This window comes from Actinomadura sp. RB99, from assembly GCF_014706005.1.
GTDB lineage: Bacteria > Actinomycetota > Actinomycetes > Streptosporangiales > Streptosporangiaceae > Spirillospora.
In genome coordinates this window covers 1-18516 of record NZ_JABMCA010000028.1, presented here as the reverse complement: position 1 = coordinate 18516, position 18516 = coordinate 1, and the positions used below count along the sequence as shown (strand labels likewise).

The 18516-nt window shown below is 76.5% G+C and carries 10 protein-coding genes; 2 read left to right on the top strand and 8 right to left on the bottom strand.

Annotated elements, in window-relative coordinates:
* The first annotated feature begins 16 nt into the window (after positions 1 to 16).
* Together amrb99_RS24165 and amrb99_RS24160 are read left to right on the top strand one after the other, a co-directional pair.
* Entirely contained in the window at positions 17 to 574 is a 558-nt protein-coding gene (locus tag amrb99_RS24165) for a hypothetical protein (protein ID WP_190859891.1), read from the top strand.
* A 112-nt stretch (positions 575 to 686) separates the two neighbouring features.
* Entirely contained in the window at positions 687 to 1031 is a 345-nt protein-coding gene (locus tag amrb99_RS24160; RefSeq protein WP_190859889.1) for a hypothetical protein, read from the top strand.
* 9 nt (positions 1032 to 1040) lie between these two features.
* On the opposite strand, the gene amrb99_RS24155 is transcribed toward amrb99_RS24160, so the two are convergent.
* From amrb99_RS24155 to amrb99_RS24115, 8 genes are all read right to left on the bottom strand, one after another.
* A complete protein-coding gene (locus amrb99_RS24155) occupies positions 1041 to 1892 on the bottom strand; it encodes a hypothetical protein (RefSeq protein ID WP_190859887.1) in 852 nt (283 codons plus the stop codon).
* Between the two features lie 29 nt (positions 1893 to 1921).
* On the bottom strand, positions 1922 to 2683 hold the full coding sequence (locus tag amrb99_RS24150) for a hypothetical protein (protein WP_190859885.1): 762 nt from the start codon (positions 2681 to 2683) through the stop codon (positions 1922 to 1924).
* The gene (locus tag amrb99_RS24145; protein ID WP_190859883.1) at positions 2680 to 3888 is read right to left on the bottom strand and encodes a glycosyltransferase; all 1209 of its coding nucleotides are present in this window, start codon (positions 3886 to 3888) and stop codon (positions 2680 to 2682) included. The genes amrb99_RS24150 and amrb99_RS24145 overlap by 4 nt, the downstream gene beginning before the upstream one ends.
* An 11-nt stretch (positions 3889 to 3899) precedes the next feature.
* Complete coding sequence (locus amrb99_RS24140; RefSeq protein WP_190859881.1) at positions 3900 to 4721, bottom strand: alpha/beta hydrolase; 822 nt, start codon at positions 4719 to 4721, stop codon at positions 3900 to 3902.
* Positions 4714 to 4995 (bottom strand): acyl carrier protein, encoded by a 282-nt coding sequence (locus amrb99_RS24135; RefSeq protein WP_190859879.1) that lies wholly within the window; start codon positions 4993 to 4995, stop codon positions 4714 to 4716. The genes amrb99_RS24140 and amrb99_RS24135 overlap by 8 nt, the downstream gene beginning before the upstream one ends.
* Positions 4992 to 9251, bottom strand: a complete 4260-nt coding sequence (locus amrb99_RS53280; protein ID WP_190859876.1) for a beta-ketoacyl synthase N-terminal-like domain-containing protein — start codon at positions 9249 to 9251, stop codon at positions 4992 to 4994. Before amrb99_RS53280 ends, amrb99_RS24135 begins: the two co-directional genes overlap by 4 nt.
* Positions 9248 to 16582: a type I polyketide synthase gene (locus tag amrb99_RS24120; RefSeq protein WP_206700082.1), complete on the bottom strand. Its 7335-nt coding sequence runs from the start codon at positions 16580 to 16582 to the stop codon at positions 9248 to 9250. The genes amrb99_RS53280 and amrb99_RS24120 overlap by 4 nt, the downstream gene beginning before the upstream one ends.
* Positions 16583 to 16817: 235 nt before the next feature.
* Positions 16818 to 18035, bottom strand: a complete 1218-nt coding sequence (locus amrb99_RS24115) for an alpha/beta hydrolase (protein ID WP_190859874.1) — start codon at positions 18033 to 18035, stop codon at positions 16818 to 16820.
* Positions 18036 to 18516 lie beyond the last annotated feature (481 nt).

The window sequence follows — 18516 nt, the reverse complement described above, 5'->3', positions numbered from 1 at the left end:
GCGACGCCCTGGCACCGTGAAGCGCGCACACGGGGTCGTCCTCGCTCTGATCGCCGGTGGATCCCTTGCGACCGGCTGCTCGGGCGGCGCTGCCAAAGACACCGAATTCATCAAGACCGGGGCGGTCGCTCCCGACGCGTGCACGCTGATCAACGCATCCCTGGCCCAGGAACTGGTGGGAGATCACACCGTGACGCCGGCGCAGAGGACGGCCGCTTCCAGTGGCTGCAGCTGGCAGGCGCCATTGTCCACGGAACTTTCGAAGACGAGTGGGCTCCTCAACGTTTCCGTCGTGACGGAGACGTTGCGGCGTTCCGGATCCGAGAAGTACGGCAGCGCCAAGTCGACCTACCACGGTCTGCAGGACGACGAAGACTGCTCCATGCTGTCCACTTCGGCCGACGAAGCCTGCTGGCAGAAGGGCAGGGAATCCCTGAGCGTGCTCGCTCGTCAGGGATATACGGTTCTCAAGGCCGACTACACCGCCACGGACTCTCCAGCCCTCAAGGAACAGAACATGGAGAACACGGCGAAGTCCCTCCTGAACGAGATGATCTCGCATGTCCATTCATGACGCGAGCATCCGTGCGACCACCAGGACATTTGCGGGCGAGGGCTTCCGGTAGCGGCCATGGCGGTCACGGAAGCGCTGGCCCCTCTTCCATTTCGACCAGCGAGGAGGATCGATGGGCGGATACAGCGTCAAGGGGAAGAAGTACCTGATCGAGGCCGGAGACAAGATCAACGACGCCGTGAACATGTGGGTCGACGCGTCGGTCAGCGTCGATGGGGCCTGGCTTGCCCCCGGGGCGTTGAGCAAGTTCGGTCAGGCGGCCGAGAGGAGCTACTCCCAGATGCAGGAGGAGGCGCTGCGGAGGTTGCAGGCTTCGGCTGATTCGCTGATCGAGACTCGGGAGACGATGTACCAGGTCGCCGGGGTCTACTCGGCCGCCGAGGCCGAGGCGGCGGAGAAGGCGCGGGAGGCGGGGTTGCGGCATCGGCCGGAGTTGGACGGGCCGCGGTACGGGTGACCGGGGTGGTCAGAGGTGGGGCTCTTCGGCGGGGGCGGGGAGGGCCGTCAGGAGGCGGGGCGGGCGCGGGAGGTCGGGCGTCAGGCGGGTGGTGAGGGCCCCGCGGATCTCCGGGAGGGCCGTGGTGGGGGCCAGCGCGACGACGCAGGCGCCGATCTTGCGGCCGCCGAGGGCGCCTGCGTCGAGGGCGGTGCGGAGGGCGCGATCGGGAAGCGGGTCGCCGGGGGTGTGGGCGCCGGTGAGGAGCGGGCCGAGGGCGGACGGGCCGGACGTGTGGAGGGCGGCGGCGGCTCGGGCGGCGGCGCCGGGCGGCGTGGGGAGGGTGGACGAGTGCCGGGCGCCGAGGTCGACGATCAGGACGCGCAAATCCGCGGCGGCCAGGTCGAACGGGACGTGTTCGAGGGTGCCGGGCGTGGTCAGCAGGGCGTGGGCGGCGCGGGCGTGCAGGGCCGTCCGGTAGGCGGGGTGGTCGGCGAAGGGGTGCGGTCCGGCGGGCGGGCCGTGCAGGGCCCGGAGGGCGAGGAAGGTGGCGGCGGCGGTCTCGGCGCCGGTGAGGAGTCCGGTCTCGGCGGGGATCTCGCGGTTGATGACCAGGCGGGTGCCGGGGGCGGGGTCGGCGTGGGAGTTCAGGACGGCGGCGGACTCGCGGGCCCAGTGCGGGACGGGCCCGTAGAGGGACGCGACGCCGTCGGTGTGGTGGTTCACCGAGTAGAGGGACGGGGCGGCGGACGGGCCCGCGGCGACGATGGTGCCCCACGGGAGGGCGATCGTCAGGCCGTCCAGGAGCGGCAGGCCGATGGGGGCGCGGTGCATCGCCGCGGGCGGGGAGCCGTGGACGCGTTCGTAGACGTACGCGGTCATGCGGATTTCCGGGGACGTGGCGACGCCGATCAAATCTCGTCCTTCCGCGGGTGGCGCCACGCGGGGCGGTGCCAGGGCGCGGCGTCCCCGGTGAGGGTCCGCCACCAGGTGTACGGGGTGAGGACGGGCCGCAGCAGCGCCGTGCGGTGCAGGTCGCGGGGCGAGAGCGGGGTGCCGGCGAAGACGAGGTAGGGCACGGCGCAGTAGGCGATGACGGCGATGGGGCCCCATTGCGGGTCGGACGCGAGCGCCGCGAGGACGAGCGCCATGGTGAGGATGGAGGGCACCACGGCCTGCGCGAGGGTGACGCCGAGCCCGTACAGCCATGCCGCCCGTCCCTTGCAGGCGGGGGCGCGCGGGGTGAGGTGGCAGGGGACGACGACGTGCTCGACGTCGGCGTCGTAGCGGCGGAGGCGCGCCATGGTGCTCGTGTAGTCGCCCGTGTAGGCGTCGTCCAGGAGTTCGGTGTGGACGACCGCCGCGAATCCCGCGTCGCGGGTGTGGCGGAGCATGTCGAGCGCGCGGACGACGGGGAGGTCGGCGGGGACCAGGCCGAGGACGTCCAGGCCGGTGGCGCGGGCGTGGGCGACGGCGGCGTGCCGGACGTTGGCGGAGATGACGGCGCCGTCGGCGCTGATCACGTCGTATCCGGTGGGTTCGCGCCGGTCCTCCCAGCTCAGCGGGGCGGTCCGGCGGGGCTGCGGGAGCCTGCGGATCCGCGCCAGGCGGCGGCGGAGCCGCACCGCGTCCGCGATGAGGCCCGCCGCCACCAGCGCGGGTACCGCGATCACGCCAGCTTCTCCAGGCGGTCGGCGGCCTCGGCGGCGCCGCCGGCGGCGGCGAAGGAGTCCCGGACGGCCTCGGCGGCGGCGCGGTGCGCGTCGCCGGTGAGGACGGTGGTCAGCGCGTCGCGGAGCTCCTCGGCCCGGACCCGGCCGAAGCGGACCTGGACGCCGGCGCCGGCGGCCTCGACCTGCCGTGCGATGACCGGCTGGTCGTCCCGGATCGGCGCGACGACCAGCGGCAGGCCCTGCGCGAGGCTCTCGCAGACGGTGTTGTGCCCGCCGTGGCAGACGACCGCGGACATCCGCTGCAGCAGCCGGAGCTGCGGGACGTGCGGGCGGACGAGGACGTTCGGCGGCGGGTCGCCGACGGTCCCGGGCGGGGCGACGAAGACGGCCTGGACGTCCAGGTCGCGGACGGCGTCGGCGGCGACCCGGTAGAACCGCTCCCCGGCGGGCCCGTTGAGGGTGCCGAGGGTCAGCAGGACGGCGGGGCGGCCGTCCAGCCACTCCCACGGGAACGCGGCGCCCGCCGGGCGGTCGAGGGCGGGGCCGACGAACGCGAAGTGGTCGGGGAAGACCGAGGTGTCCCCGACGAGCGCGCCGGTGGAGAAGATCAGCACGAGGTGGTCGGAGAACCGCAGGTCGAGCAGGTCCTCGATGCCGTGGTCGAGCTGGAAGTCGCCGATCTGGTCGCGGACCCAGCCCTCGACGAGCGGCATCCCGGCGAGCGGCCGGGTGAACTCGGCGGAGGTGGTCGCGGAGGTGGCCCACGGGATCGCGCGGTGCCGGGCGGCGACGGGCGCGGCGAGGACGATCTGGTCGCTGACCACGACGTCGGGGCGGAACCGGTCGAGGGCGGTCTCGACGCCGGGCATCATCGCGTGGCCGAGCGGGACGATGAACTCCTCCCACAGGAACCGCAGGGCGGCGGGGCCGCGCAGGCGCAGCCACTCCTCGCGGGCGGCGGCGAGCCGCGCGGCGAACGCGTCGTCCTCGGCGGAGAAGATCCGCGCGCCGGCGCGCAGCAGCGGTTCGAGGGTGGCGCGGTGGCCGGTCCAGGCGACGGTGTGGCCGCGGCGGGCGAGTTCGGCGCCGACCGCGACGGTCGGGTTGACGTGCCCGGCGAGCGGCGGGACGGCGAACAGGAACCGGCGCTTCGGCGTCTCGGCGCGCGGGATGCCGGGGGCGCCGAGCAGGGACGGCACCTGCATGCGGCGGCCCTTCACCGGGCACCTCCGGCGGCGGTGGCGGGGACGCGGGTGCCGGCGTGGCGGGCCAGCCAGGGCAACATGACCTCCAGGAGTTCGGCGGTCCCGTCGCGCAGCACGGTGTGGGCGTGGCCGGCCATGACGTGCAGGGTGCAGCCGGGGACGGAGCGCAGCAGCAGCCGCCCGGCCTCGGCGACGTCGGAGTGCTGCCCGTACACGGCGAGCACGGGGCAGCGGACGGCGGCCAGCTCGGCGGGGCGGACGGGCTCGGTGCGGGCCAGGTCGTCGAGCAGGGTGGTGCGGTTGACGAGGGCGTCGGCGGCGGCGACCTGCCGGCCGGTCTTGCGCCATCCGGCGGCGAGGAGCTGGTCGGCGAGCCGGTCGTACTCCAGGCCGAGCGCGGACGCGGTGAGGGTGTTGAGCAGGCCCTCGGCCCAGCCGTCGTGCTCGGCGGGGCCGTACGCCTCGATGAGCACGAGCCCGGCGATCCGGTCGGGGCGGTCGAGCGCGGCCTTGAGCGCGATGACGCCGCCGAAGCTGTTGGCGACGAGGTGGACGCGGTCGTGGCCGAGCGCGTCGAGGATCCCGAACAGGTCCGCGACGGCGTCGTCCGCGCCGTGGCCGTCCGGGGTCAGTTCGGACCGGCCGTGCCCGCGCAGGTCGTAGAGGACGGAGTGGGCGCCGGCCTCGGCGACGGGCCCGGCGATCGTGTAGTAGAAGCTCGACAGGTTGTCCAGGACGAGCCCGTGCAGGAACACGACGACGGGCGCGCCGGGCGCGGGCGGGCCGATGGTCTGCACGTGGAAGCGGACGCCGCGGACGGTGACGTCAGGCATGGGCGGCCTCCGTGGCGGCGATGTGGTCCACCAGGTCGCCGACCGTCAGGTCCATGATCTCATCGATGTCCATGCCGGCGATGAACGCGGCGAGGTCGACGTCGTCGCCGTAGTGGTCGCGCAGCTTGTCGGCGAGGGCGACGAACTCGATGCTCTCCAGCCCGAGGTCCTCGTTGAACGAGGTGTCGCGGCCGATCTCCACGTCGAGGAGGAAGTCCTCCCCCACGACCTCGGCCAGCATCCGGACGACCTGCGTCAGGGCGTCGTCGCTCATGTTCGGCTCTCCTCCATGTCGGTTCCGCCCGCCGTGACCGTCCAGGCCACGACGTGTCCGTCCAGCTCGCGCGTCCCGACCTCGGTGACCGCGCCGCCGCCGGTGACCAGCAGGTGCTCGGCGTCGGAGGCGGTGACGGCGGGTTCGGGGTGGCCGGCGGGAAGGGCCTGCAGGACGGCCTGCTTGGCGGCGCGGACGCGGGCGTCCCCGCCGCCGGACGCCAGGCCGACGCCCGCGGGCTCGCCGGCGGGCCGGGCCAGCGCGACGCCGAGGTCGGCGTCGCAGGCGATGGCCACGGCCAGGTCCTGGTCGAAGGGTCCGGTGACGGCCGCGTGCCGCCCGGTGCCGTCGCGGACGGTCAGCTCGGCGGGGAACAGGGGGCCGTGGCCGTTGCGCCACAGCCAGTCCCGGACGGCGTCCTTCGCGGCGATGCGGCCGAGCAGCCACGGGCCCTGCGCGAACCCGGGGAGCCGCTCGTACTCGGCGCGCTCCACGGCGCACAGGTACTGGCGCATCACGAGGTCGCGGGACGCGGTGCCGTCCCAGCGCTTGCGGGCGAGGCACCAGCCGCCGTCCTGCGGTTCCCCCATGCCGGACACCTCGGGGGTGAACTTCATCCGCCACAGGGCTTCGTCGGTGTAGAAGCGGTGCGTGGTCCATCCGTCGATGCGCGCCCATAGGGCTCCGTCTTCGCGGACCATCTCGACGGAGCAGCGCAGGGTGGTGTCCGTGAGCGACTCGGCCCACACGGTGGTCTCGAGGCGTTCTCCTGCGGCCGGCGGCGGGCCGTACAGGGAGACGCGTTCGATCCCCACGGGGAAGACGGTCTGGTCCTTCTCCCCGTAGACCTGGATCCAGTGGCCGCACAGCTGCCCGGCGCTGTCGATGAGCGCGCCCGGCGTGGGCAGGGACGTCAGGACGCCGCGCACGCCGTCCTCCGCGAGCGCGGTCACCTCGGTGACGCCGCGGAACAGCGGGCCGTGGAACATCCAGCGTTCCTCGTAGAGCCGCTCGGCGGAGACGACGGGCGGGCCCTCCCCGGTCAGCGGGGTGCGGTCCGGCGGGGGCGGCGCGCTGTGGCGTTCGGCGAGCAGGACCGTCCCGTCGGTGTGGCCGGGGATGACGACCTTGACCCGGCGCGGGCCGGTGCCCGCGGCGCCGCCTCCGTCGACGAGGTGGGCGCGGATGGCGGCGCTGGTCGGCGGGGCCGCCACGACCCACCGGACGGCGCGGACGGACTCGAACCCGACCACGACCGTGTCGGGGAGCAGTTCCCGCGCGGTCGCCGCCATCACCTCCAGCAGCGTGGCCAGCGGCACGATCGGGAACCGGTCCGACATGTCGGGCCAGTCGGGGGGCTGCGGGAAGACGCAGTGGTCCGCGAGGTACGGCATCGCCTCCAGCGAGAACACCCGGGAGATCACCAGCTCGTCCGCCGGGGCGGCCGGCGCCTCGTCGGTGGACGCGGGCGCCGCCCCGCCGCCGAGCGCCTCCAGGACGGTCTGCGCGCCGGTCGCCGCGTCGTTGAGCAGCGCCTCCAGCTCGGCGAGCACCGGGTCGTCGGCCGGCAGCGACGGCACCGCCGCGCCGCCCGGCCGGATCGGCGGCACCGCCCCATCCAGCCTGACCAGCGGCGTCCCGAGGTCCAGCCGCATGCCCGCCGACGCCGGCGGCGCCGGGGACGCCCCGTACCCCTCCGCCCACAGCGCCGCGACGACCCGCCGCAGCTGCGCCATGCCGTCGCGCTTCGGGACGCTCACCGCCATCGCCAGGTGCTCGCGGGCGCCGAGCCGGTCGCCGACGAACCCCGTCAGGCTCCCCGGCCCGACCTGCACGAACGCCCGCACGTGCGCCGTCCCGTACAGCTCCTCGATCAGCTCGCTGAACCGCACCGGCTCCAGCAGGTGCCGCGCGACCAGGTCCCGCACCGCGTCCGCGTCGGACGGGAACGGCGCGGCCGTCGTCCCCGACCACAGCGGGAAGCGCGGCTCGCGGATCTCCAGCGCCTCGAACGACCGCTGCACCTGCTTCTCGTACGCCTCCGCCAGCGGCGTGTGGAACCCGGTGCGGAACGGCAGCTCCTGGCCGAGGACGCCCTCGGCCGCCAGCCGGCCCAGCACGTCCCGGACGTCCTCGGGCGGTCCGCAGACCACCGACTGGTGCGGGCAGTTGTCGTGGCTGACGTACAGGCCGGGCCGCCCGGCGATCGCCTCCTGCGCCCGGTCCGCGCCGCAGCCGAGCGCCCCGTACACCACGTCGGGGACGTCCAGCCCGTCGCGGTCGAGCGCCCGCACGAACGCGACCACGGCGGCCGGGTCGTACATCCCCGCGACGATCATCGCGGTCCACTCGCCGAGGCTGTGCCCGGCCGCGACGTCCGGTTCGACGCCCAGCTCGGCGAGCGCGGCGGCGAGCAGCCGGCCCACCGCGATCACGTCCGCCGCGTGGCCGAGCAGGTCGGTGCGGCCCGTCGGCTCCGGCCTCGGCATCCCGAAGTGCTCGGCGACGTCGTCCACGCGCGGCTCGAACGCCGGCTCGAACCCCGGGAACAGGAACGCCAGCCGCCCGCCTTCGGCGAGCAGCGGCCGCGGGGCGAACCACACGTCGCTGCGTCCCCGCCACGGCGTCCCCCGCTGGACGACCGCCCGCGCCAGGTCCAGCCTGCGCGCGGTCGGCCCGACGATCGCCAGGCGGACCGGCAGGTCGGGCGGGCTCTCCCCCGCGCGCGCGAGCAGCTCCTCGTCGGGCACCGCCAGCAGCGACGCCAGCTCGTCGGTGGTGCGGGCGGCCAGCCTCAGCACGCCCTCCTCCGAGGACGGGGCGTCCAGCCGCCTGCGCCTGCGCGCCCGCCCCGCCGGAGGCTCCTCCAGGATCAGATGCGCGTTCGCGCCGCCGAACCCGAACGCGTTCACCACCGCGCGGCGCGGACCGTCCGCCGGCCGCTCCCACTCCGCCGCCTCCCGGACGACCCGCAGCCGCCCCCCGTCCAGCGCCGGATGCGGATCGTCCACGTGCAGCGTCGGCGGCAGCACCCCGTCGCGCACCGCGCACGCCGCCTTGATCAGCCCCGCCATCCCCGCCGCGGGCATCGCGTGCCCGATCATCGACTTCACCGTGCCGAGCCCGACCGGCGCGCCGTCGGTCCCGAGCACCCGGCGCATCGTGGCCAGCTCCGCCTCGTCCCCCGCCGGCGTCGCCGTCCCGTGCGCCTCCACCAGGCCCAGCGCGCCCGGCGCCCGCGGGTCCAGGCCCGCGTCCCGCCACGCCCGCTCCACCGCCAGGACCTGCCCGTCCACCAGCGGGCTCATGATCCCGGCCGCCCGGCCGTCGCTGGACGACCCCGTCCCGACCACCACCGCGTGGATCCGGTCGCCCGCCCGCACCGCGTCCCGCAGCCGCTTCAGCAGCACCACCCCGGTGCCCTCCGCCAGCAGCGTCCCGTCGGCGCCCCGGTCGAACGGCCGGATCGTCTCGCTGGGGCTCAGCGCCCGCAGCTGGCTGAACACGCTCCACACCGTCGCGTGATGCGCGTGGTGCACCGCTCCCGCCAGCATCGCGTCCGCCTCGCCGCTCCGCAGCGCCCGCACCGCGTGCTCCACCGCCAGCAGCGACGACGCGCACGCCGCGTCCACCGTGTACGCCGGGCCGCGCAGATCGAACCGGTTCGCGATCCGCGCCGCCGCGAAACTCGGCACCAGCCCCACCGACGCGTCCGGGCCGTCCGGCCCGACCCGCGCGCAGAACGCCCGCCGGATCTCCTCCAGCCGGTCCGCGCCGAGCTCCGGCAGCAGCTCCGCCAGCACCCCCGCCACCTGGTGCGACGTCCGCACCCGCTGGTCGAACCGCGCGACCCCCGGGGTGATGTAGCCGCCCCGGCCGATCACCACCCCGACCCGCGTCCGGTCCGGCAGCCGGTCGTCGCCGCCCGCGTCCGCGATCGCCTCCGCCGCCGCCCGCAACGCCATCAGCTGGTCCGGCTCCATCCCCGGCACCGACGCCGGCATGATCCCGAACCGCGCCGGATCGAACGTCGCGAGCTCGTCCACGAACCCGCCGCGCCGGCAGTAGAACCGGTCGCACTCCGGCGCCCGCCCGTAGGCGTCCGGGTCGTAGTACACCGCCGGGTCCCAGCGGCCCGGCGGCACCTCGGTGATCGCGTCGATGCCCGCCAGGACGTTGCGCCACAGCTCCGCCGCCGAACCGGCCCCGGGGAACACCGCCCCGGCGCCCACGATCGCGATCGGCTCCCCCGTCACCGGACCGTCCCGGTGAACACGACCTGCGTCTCGTCCCCGTGCGCGATCTCCCGCAGCAGCGCCGCAACGCCCGCGTCCGGATCGATCAGCCCGATCCCGCGCCGCCCGTACTCGCGGGCCAGCTCCGGCGACACCATGCCGCCGCCCGCCCACGGACCCCAGTCCGCCACCAGCACCCGGCCGCGCAGCCGCGTCCGCCACACGTGCGCGAGCGTGTCGCACGCCTCGTTCGCCGCAGCGTAGTCCGCCTGCCCCCGGTTGCCGTGCACGCCCGCGACGCTGCCGAACACGACGAAGAACCCGACGTCGGGCCGCACCGCCGCCGCGAGCGCCGACGCGCCGTCCACCTTGGTCCGGTACACCCGCTCGAACGACTGCGGCTCCTTGTCCCGGACGAGCCGGTCCTCCACGACGCCCGCGCCGTGGACCACCCCGTCCAGCCGGCCGTGCCGCAGGTACACCCGCTCCACCACGTCCCGGACCACCCGGGGTTCCCGCACGTCGCCCGCGTGGTAGCGGACCGACGCCGCGTGCTCCTTCAGCGCGTCCAGATTCGCGCGGATCTCCCGTTCCGCCAGGATGCGCCGAACCGTCGCCTCGATCTCCGCGGGCCGGCGCCCGCCCTGCGCGACCAGCGCCCGCCGCAGCCCCGCCTCGTCCGGGACGTCCGGGAACGACGCCGGACCCACCGGCTCCAGCGTCCGCCCCATCACCTCGATGTGGCAGCCGGTCGTCCGCGCCAGCTCCAGCGCGACCCGCGCGGTGACGCCCCGCGCGCCGCCGGTCAGCAGGACGACGCCGTCCGGCCCCAGCGGCACCCGCGCCTCGCCGCGCAGCTCCACCGGCACCACCCGCATCGTGTGCCGCAGGTCGCCCTCATGCCCGACGACCACCGGGCCCCGGGCGTCCAGCAGCTCGGCCAGGATCCGCAACGCGATCGCCCGCGGCGTGTCCTTGGTGTCCACGTCCAGCGCCCTGACCAGGGTTTCCGGGTACTCCTGCGCGACCGTCGCGGCGAGCCCGCGCAGCCCCGCGCCCGGCCCCGGGTCCCCGATGCCGCCGCCGTCGAACGCGCGCCCGAACGTCCCGCCGGACCCGCTCGCCACGACCAGCCACCGCAGCCCGCCCACCAGCGCGCCGCGGATCCCCGCGTACGCGTCCGGCAGCACCGCCGTCGCGCCCGGCCGCAGCGCGGCCAGATGCACCAGGCCGTCGCACTTCCCGTCGACGTCCAGCGGTGTCCGCACCCGCGCCCCGTGCCGCTCCAGCAGGTCCGCCAGCTCCAGCGCGACGCCGCACCCGTCGTCCACCACCACGAACGTCCGCCCGTCGAACACCGTCCCGGTGTCCGCCGGGACCGGCAGCGCCTCCAGGTCCGCCGTCCTCACCACCTGCCGGACGACGCGCCGGGCCCGCTCCCCCGACGGCCGGACCCGCCCGGCGAGCACCCTGCGCGCGCCCGTCGGCTCCCCGCCCCGCTGGACGGGCGTCCCGCCGCGCCCGAAGAGCCCCGCCTGAGCGTCCTCCCCGCCGAGCGCGGCGACCCCGTCCCCGCCGAGCCGCACGACCTCGACGGCCGCCTCCCCGGTGGGCCGCCGATCCGCGTCGTCCGCGTCCGGCCGCACCTCACCGGCGGGCGCGTCGTCCGCCTCACCGCCAGAGCCCTGCGTCTCAGGCACCCGGGCAGACGGCACCGCCCCCTGGCTCCCCGAACCACCGGCCCGCTCACCGTCGCCCTCGGAGACGGGCGCGGCAGTGCGCGACTCACCTCGATCCGTGGGCGCACCGGCAGCGCTGCTCATCGCCTTGCCAGAACGGGTCTCCATGCTCGACGGCTGCTCCGGGGTCCCTGCGGTCGAGGGCGTCTCGGCGTCGCGGGGCGTGGCGACCTGTGGCTGGCCGGTCTGTGGCGGTGTCGCCGGGCGGGGGGGTTCGGTGCCGCCAGCGGTTTGGACGTGCGGCGCCTTCGGGGTGGTCTCCGGATCGCGGGGTCTCGCGGGACGGGGCGCCGGGGCCGCCGGCCGTTCGGGGCCGCCGGGGCGGGGCGCCGACTGGGGCGGGACGGCGGGGCGCTGCGGGGCCTGCGCCGACGGCAGGCGGGTGCGGAGCCAGTCGACGATGTCGCCGATCGTGGTGAGGCGGGTGAGCTGCTCGATGACGGCGTCCGGGGCGGTGAGGCCGACGCGCTCGGTGACCTCGCCGATGATGACGGTGCGCTTGATGGAGTCGATGGACAGGTCCGCCTCGAGGTCGAGGTCGGCGCCCAGCATGGACTCGGGGTAGCCGGTGCGGGCGCTGATCACCGACAGGACGGTGGCGTGGACGTCGCGGGGCGGTTCGGGCTCGGCGGAGTGCAGGGGCAGGGTCTCGCCGGGCAGGACGGGGCGGGGCGCCGGGATCGGCGCGGCGGGCACGCCGGGGCCGGCGGGCTCGGCGCCGAGGTGGCGGAGGATGACCTCGCGCTGCGCGGCGATCAGTTCGCGGCCGGCGCGCAGATACTCCAGGACGGCGGTGTCGGAGCCGGCCGGGCGGGCCGGCGCCGCGGCCGGGACGCGCTCGGCGGGCCGGAGCGCGCCCGCCGGGTAGCCGCCGTCGGCGGTGCGGACGAGGTGCCCGTTGACGATCCAGCCGGGCGCGGCGGGGACGGACGCGGGGGCGAGGACTCGGGCGTCGCGGCCCGCGAACAGCGGCAGCGGGTCGACGGGGACGCCGGCGGCGGCGAGGTCGGCGAGGCCGTGCAGGAGCCGTTCGACGGAGCCGTCCTCGGCGGCGTCGCAGGCGACGGCGGTGTGCGGGCGGTCGCCGAGGATGCGGCGGGTGAGGCCGGTGAGGACGCGTCCCGGTCCGGCCTCGACGAAGGTGCGGGCGCCCGCCTCGTACATCGCCTCGATCTGCTCGACGAACCGGACGGGCGCGGCGACCTGCCCGGCGAGGGTCGCGGCGAGGTCGGCGGGGTCGCTGTCGTAGGGGGCGGCGGTGGTGTTGGACCAGACGGGGAACGCGGGCGAGCGCAGGTCGCGTCCGGCGAGGGCGGTGCGGAGCGTGCCGGACGCGGCGGCGACGAGGGGGCTGTGGAAGGCGCAGGCGACCGGCAGGCGCTCGGCGGCGAGGCCGCGTTCGGCCAGGACGGCGAGGGCGCGGGCGACTCCGGCGGTCGTGCCGGACACGACGACCTGGTCGGGCGCGTTGTGGTTGGCGACGACGATCTCGGAGACGCCGGAGACGGCCTCCCTGACCTGCCGGAGCGGCGCGGCGACGGCGGCCATGGCGCCGGGGTCGGTGCCCGCGGCGGCGAGGATGGCCTCGGCGCGGGCGGCGCTGAGCTCGATCATGTCGGTGTCGTCGAAGACACCGGCGGCGCAGAGCGCGACGAGCTCGCCGTAGCTGTGCCCGGCGGCGAGGTCGGGGTGCACGCCGACGGCGGTGAGCAGGCGGTGGACGGCGAGTCCCGCGATGCCGAGGGCGGGCTGCGCGACCCGGGTGTCGGTGAGCGCCTCGCGCTGCCGGCGGGCCTCGCCGGGGCCGAACGCGGCGGGCGGGAACATCACGGGCGCGTAGCGTCCGCCGGCGAGGCGGAGCAGGCGCTGCAGGCGGGGGAAGGCGACGAAGAGTCCGGCGAGCATGCCGGGCCGCTGGCTGCCCTGCCCGGGGAAAAGGAACGCGACCTGCCCGGGGTCGCCCGACCGGCGGACGTGCACGCCGGGCGCGGTGCGGAACTCGGCGGCGGCGGCGAGCTTGCCGCGCAGGTCGTCGAGGCCGGTGGCGACGACGGCGACCTGCACGCGCCCTTCGGCGGACGCGCAGGTCCGCGCGAGGTCGCGCAGTCGGGCGGACGGCACGTCCAGCAGCCGCCGGAGCCGGGCGATCTCGGCGCGGGCGGCGGTGCGGTCGGCGCCGCGGATCAGGAACAGCTCGGCGGGCCATTCGGCGAGCCCGGACACCGGTTCGGGGCCGCCGTCGTAGCCGGCGAGGACGGCGTGGAAGTTGGCGCCGCCGAACCCGAAGCCGCTGACGCCGGCGTACCGGTCGCCGGGGCGGGCGGCCCAGGGCCGCGCGGTCGTCCCGAACGCGAACGGCCCGTCCGGCTTCCAGGCGGCGTTCGGGCTGGTCAGGTGCAGGGTGCCCGGGAGGACGCCGGTGTGCAGCGCGTACGCGGTCTTGACGAGCCCGGCGAGCCCGGCGGCGCACTTGGTGTGGCCGATCTGCGACTTCACGGAGCCGAGCGCGACGGACCCGGGCGCGGCGGCGGCGAACGCGGCGGTGAGGGTGGCGAGCTCGGTGCGGTCGCCGACCTCGGTGCCGGTGCCGTGCGCCTCGACGAGCCCGACGTCGGACGGGCGGACCCCGGCGCGCTCGTAGGCGCGGTCGAGGGCGAGCCGCTGGCCTTCGGCGCGGGGCGCGGTGAGGCCGAGGGAGCGGCCGTCGCTGGACCCGGCGACGGCCTTGACGACGGCGTAGACGCGGTCGCCGTCGCGTTCGGCGTCGGCGAGGCGCTTGAGCACGACGCAGGCGACGCCCTCGCCGAGCGCGATGCCGTCGGCGGCGGCGTCGAACGGGGCGCAGCGTCCGGACGGCGACAGCGCGCGGACGGCGGAGAACATCAGGTAGTCCTGGATGCCGTTGTGCACGTCGGCGCCGCCGCACAGCACCATGTCGCTGCCGCCGGTGGCGAGTTCCTTGCAGGCGGCGTCGAGGGCGGCGAGGGACGCGGCGCACGCGGCGTCGACGGTGTAGTTGGCGCCGCCGAGGTCGAGCCGGTTCGCGATGCGCCCGGCGATGACGTTGGTGAGGACGCCGGGGAAGGAGTCCTCGGTGGGTTCGGGGAGCTGCTCGTCCAGGCCGGGCGGGACCTCGCCGTAGTAGGACGGCAGGGCGGCGCGGAGGCCGTAGGCGGTGGCGAGCTCGTTGCCGCCTTCGGCGCCGAAGAACACCGACGTGCGGGACCGGTCGAACGGGCGGTCGGCGTATCCGGCGTCCTTCAGCGCGCGCGCCGCGACCTCCAGGGCGAGGAGCTGGATCGGCTCGATGCTGCCGAGCGCGCTGGGCGGGATGCCGTAGGCGAGCGCGTCGAACGGGACGTCCGGCAGGAACCCGCCCCACTTCGACGGGGTCTTGCCGGGCTCGGACGGGTCGTAGTGGATCGCCGGGTCCCAGCGTTCGGCGGGCACCTCGGTGACCGAGTCGACGCCGCCGACGATGTTCGCCCAGTAGGCGTCGGCGTCGCGGGCGCCGGGGAAGACGCAGCCGACGCCGACGATCGCGATGTCGGCGGGGCGGGCGGCGGTGGACGCGGCGGCGCGGTCCCCGGCGATGCCGAGGTCGGCGGCGCGCGCGGCGAGCAGCGCGGTGGCGCCGTCGGTGACCTCTTCGTGCAGGGCGGCGGCGGTGGTCGTGGAGTCGCGCAGGGCCGCGACGTCCCCGATCATGTAGAGGCCCTCGGCGCGCTGCTCGTCGGGCCCGACGGGGGCGGACCGGCGCAGGCCCTTGCTGGCGATGCGCAGCCGGCCGAGGTTGAGGCGTTCGAGCTGCCCCCACATGTCCTGGCGGGACGTCCCGGCGGCCTCCAGCTCGCGGCGCGCCTCGGCGAACCGCTCGACGTAGGGGGTGCGGGCGCAGCGGGTCGCGTGCCCGGGCGAGGTCTCCAGCAGCGCCGTCCCCGCGCACTCGACGGCGGCCTTCTGGAACCCCGGCAGGATCGCCCCGGCCGCGACCGCCTCGGTGGTGAACAGGTAGGCGGTGCCCATCAGGACGCGGACGTCGGCGCCGCGCTCGGCGAGCGGCCCGGCGAGCGCGGCGACCATCGCGGCGGACCGCGCGTCGTGGATCCCGCCGGCGAACATCACCGACAGCTCGGCCGGGTCGCCGCCGAACGACATGAGCCGCTCGACCTGCGCCTCCCACAGCGGGAAGCTCGCGCGCGGCCCGACGTGCCCGCCGCACTCCTGCCCCTCGAAGACGAACTTGCGGGCGCCTTCGGCGAGGAACCGCTCCAGCAGCTCCGGCGAGGGGACGTGCAGGTACGCGCTGACGCCCGCGTCCTCCAGCGCCGCGGCCTGCGCGGGCCGCCCGCCGGAGACGATCGCGTACGGGGGCGCGGCCTCGCGGACCGCGGCGAGCTGCGCGTCGCGGACCTCCGGCGGCGCGAACCCGAGGACGCCGACGCCCCACGGCCGTCCGGCGAGCCGGTCGGCGGTCTCGCGCAGCAGCGTCCGCACCCGGTCGCCGTCCATCAGCGCGAGCGCCAGGAACGGCAGGCCGCCCTCCTGGGCGACGGCCGCGGCGAACGCCGAACGGTCGCTGACCTGCGTCATCGGCCCCTGGACGACCGGGTACTCGGGGCCGTCCGGGGTCTGCCGGGACGCCAGCGGCGCGGCCTGCACGGCGGCCCGCAGGTGCTCGGCGATCCCCTCGCGGACGGCCTGGACGACGCCGCCCGCGGTGCGGTGCCGGGCGGCGAGCGCGGCGGCGAGCGGCGCGTCCTGCCCGGCCGGCAGCAGCCGCGACCGCAGCCCGGTCGCGCCGAGCCGCGCGTTGACCTCCGCCGGGGTGAGGCCGGCGAGGCCGATGTCCGGCAGGTCGGGGCGCGTGTAGACGCGGTGGCCGTGCACGACGCGGGTCTCCGAGCCGTCCATCGCGGTGAGCGCCGCGGCGACGTCGGCGGGCAGGTCCAGCTCCCGGACGAGCGCGAGCTGCACGTCCAGCACGACGCCCGCCGCTCCCCCGGCGACGGCCGCGGCGGCGGTGCGCGGGCCGATGCCGCCGGCGGCGAGCACCGGTACGTCCACGGCGGCGTCCGCGAGCAGCCGCTGCAGCAGCACGAACGTGGTGAGGTCGCCGACCCGGCCGCCGGCCTCGCGGCCCCGGGCGATGAGCGCGGTCCCGCGCGTCCCGGGGAACCCGCCGGCGACGGGCAGCACCGCGGCGGCCTCGGCGGCGTCCACGACCTCGACCAGCAGCCGGCGTCCGCGCGCGAACCCGGCGATGTCCAGCGAGTCGTCGGCGAGCAGCGCCGGGGCGTCGAACACCACGGTGTCGACGGCGTCCGGCAGCTCCTGCGGGCGGACCCGGCAGCCCGCCGGGACCCGCACCCCGAAGCGGCCCGCCCACCAGTGGCGGACGTCGGCGAGCGCGGCCAGCGCCGGCTCCCGGTCGGTGCCGAGGTCGAGCACGCCGTGCCCGCCGGCGCGCGCGACGGCCACCGCGACGTGCGGCGCGGGGCGGCCGAACGGCGTGACGCCGACGATCTCGGTCCCGGGCGCCCGGCGTTCCGGGCCGTCCTGGACGGCCCTCGCCTCGTCCCCGCCCGCCGCCGTGTCCCTGTCCGCGGCCATGCACTGCCCCCCGACGCGTCCCGCGCGGCCCGGCCCGGCGACCGCGCGGCTGGTGACCCTCGCTCTCGACAACGGTCGGCAACACTACGGTCAGTGAGCGGCCGAGCACGGGGGCGACACACCCGGGGACGCGCTGATGGCGGCACCGCAAAGGACTTTGGACGCTTCCTTGGCCTGCGGAAGACCCGCGGCCGACCCGACCGGGCGGTCATCCCGGGGGCGGGGCGGGACCGGGCTAGCCGGTGACGGCGGGCGCGCGGCGCTGCCGGCGGATCCCGTGCCGGACGGTCCCCTCGTCCAGCCAGCGGTCCAGGTGCGCCCACGTGGTCGTCCGCGCGGACCGCCCGGTCAGCACGTCGAGGTGGCCGCCGGAGGCGACCTCGAACCGCACCTTCGGCGCGCCCGGCAGCAGCCGGATCAGCGGCAGGACGGACCGGACCGGTGCGACGCCGTCGCCACGCCCCGCGATGGCCAGAACCGGCACGCCGACGCGGCGCAGCTCGACCCGCCGGCCGTCGATGTCCAGGACTCCCGCGGCCAGCGCGTTCTCCTGGAAAAGGGCGCGCTGAATACGCCGCGCGGCGCGCCCGGAGAATCCGGGAACGGCTTCGGTGAATTGATCGACGGCTTCGATCTGGGCGAGGAGATCGGCATTGTCGAGGTGCGTCAGCGTCCGATAGGGGCGGAGCAGTCCTTTGTCGATTCCGGCCGCCCGGCGGACCCGTTTCAACAGCGCGCCGGGGACGCCGCCGAACGGCGTGCCGAACACCTCCGCGGCGGCGGCGCGGGCGAGCCCGGGCCACGGCGGCGGCACGGACAGGTGCGGCACGGGCAGGCGCGACACGGGCAGGTGCGGCGAGGGCAGGTGCGGCGCCGGCAGCCGCACGGGCAGCCGCGCCGCGCGGACGTCGACCGGCGCGGCGATCGCGGCGACGGACGCGATCGGCAGGTCCGGGTCGTCGGCGGCGGCGAGCAGCGACACCACCCCGCCCAGGCACCAGCCGACGAGCTGGACCGGCTGACCGCCCGCGTCGCGGCTGACCGCGCGGATCGCGGCCGGCAGCAGGTCGCGGACCCATTCGCGCAGGCCGGCGTCGTGTCCGGCCCGGCCCGCGGCGTAGGCGCGGGCGGTGTCGCCCGCACGGGCGGGGCCGCCGGCGCGGGCGGGGTCGAGCAGGTAGCTGCGCCGTCCCGCGCGGACGACGTGCTCGGCGAGGCTGCATCCGCGGCGCAGGTCGTAGCAGCGGGCCGGCGCGGACGGCGGCGGGACGAACAGCACCGGCGGCCCGGCCGGGACCACCCCCTCCGGCGGGCGGTAGCGCAGCACCCCGCGGGCCTCCCCGCCCTCCACCGGGTCGGCCGGCATCGGCCGCAGATCGGCGAGATGACCGTGCCGCGCGAGCTGGACGGCATTGACGGCGGCGTCGCGCACGCCTCGCGGGGAGAGGATCATTTCGCCATTATCCAACCGTCCTGGCAGAGCACGGCGCGAGGCCATTGACCAAAGGCGGCCCTTCGCCCTTCACCGCATTAATACACTGGTCAGCGGGGCCGGGAAATCTCCGGCGCGTGAAGTGCGTGTTAAATCGCCTTGACAGCCCGGCCCGGCGGGTCCGTAATGGGCGTGCGGGACGGCCCGGCGGTGGCACGCTCCAGCGCGCGCCCGGCGGCGCCGGGCCGACACGGACGCCCCGGTCTCCCGCCACGGCCGCGGCGTCGCGCATAATGTCGGTTACACCCAGTAGCAGGGACGCTACCGGGGCGGGCGGCAGGTGGGTGCGTGATGACGACCCTCGATCCGGCGAACTCCACAGGCACGGCCTCCGTCGCGGACGCACCGCCGGGCGGGGCCGCGCCTCCCGGCGCGCCCGTCCCGGCGCACGGGCGGTCCAGGTTCCCGCCGCTGCGGCGGGCGCCCACCGGGCCGCGGGCGC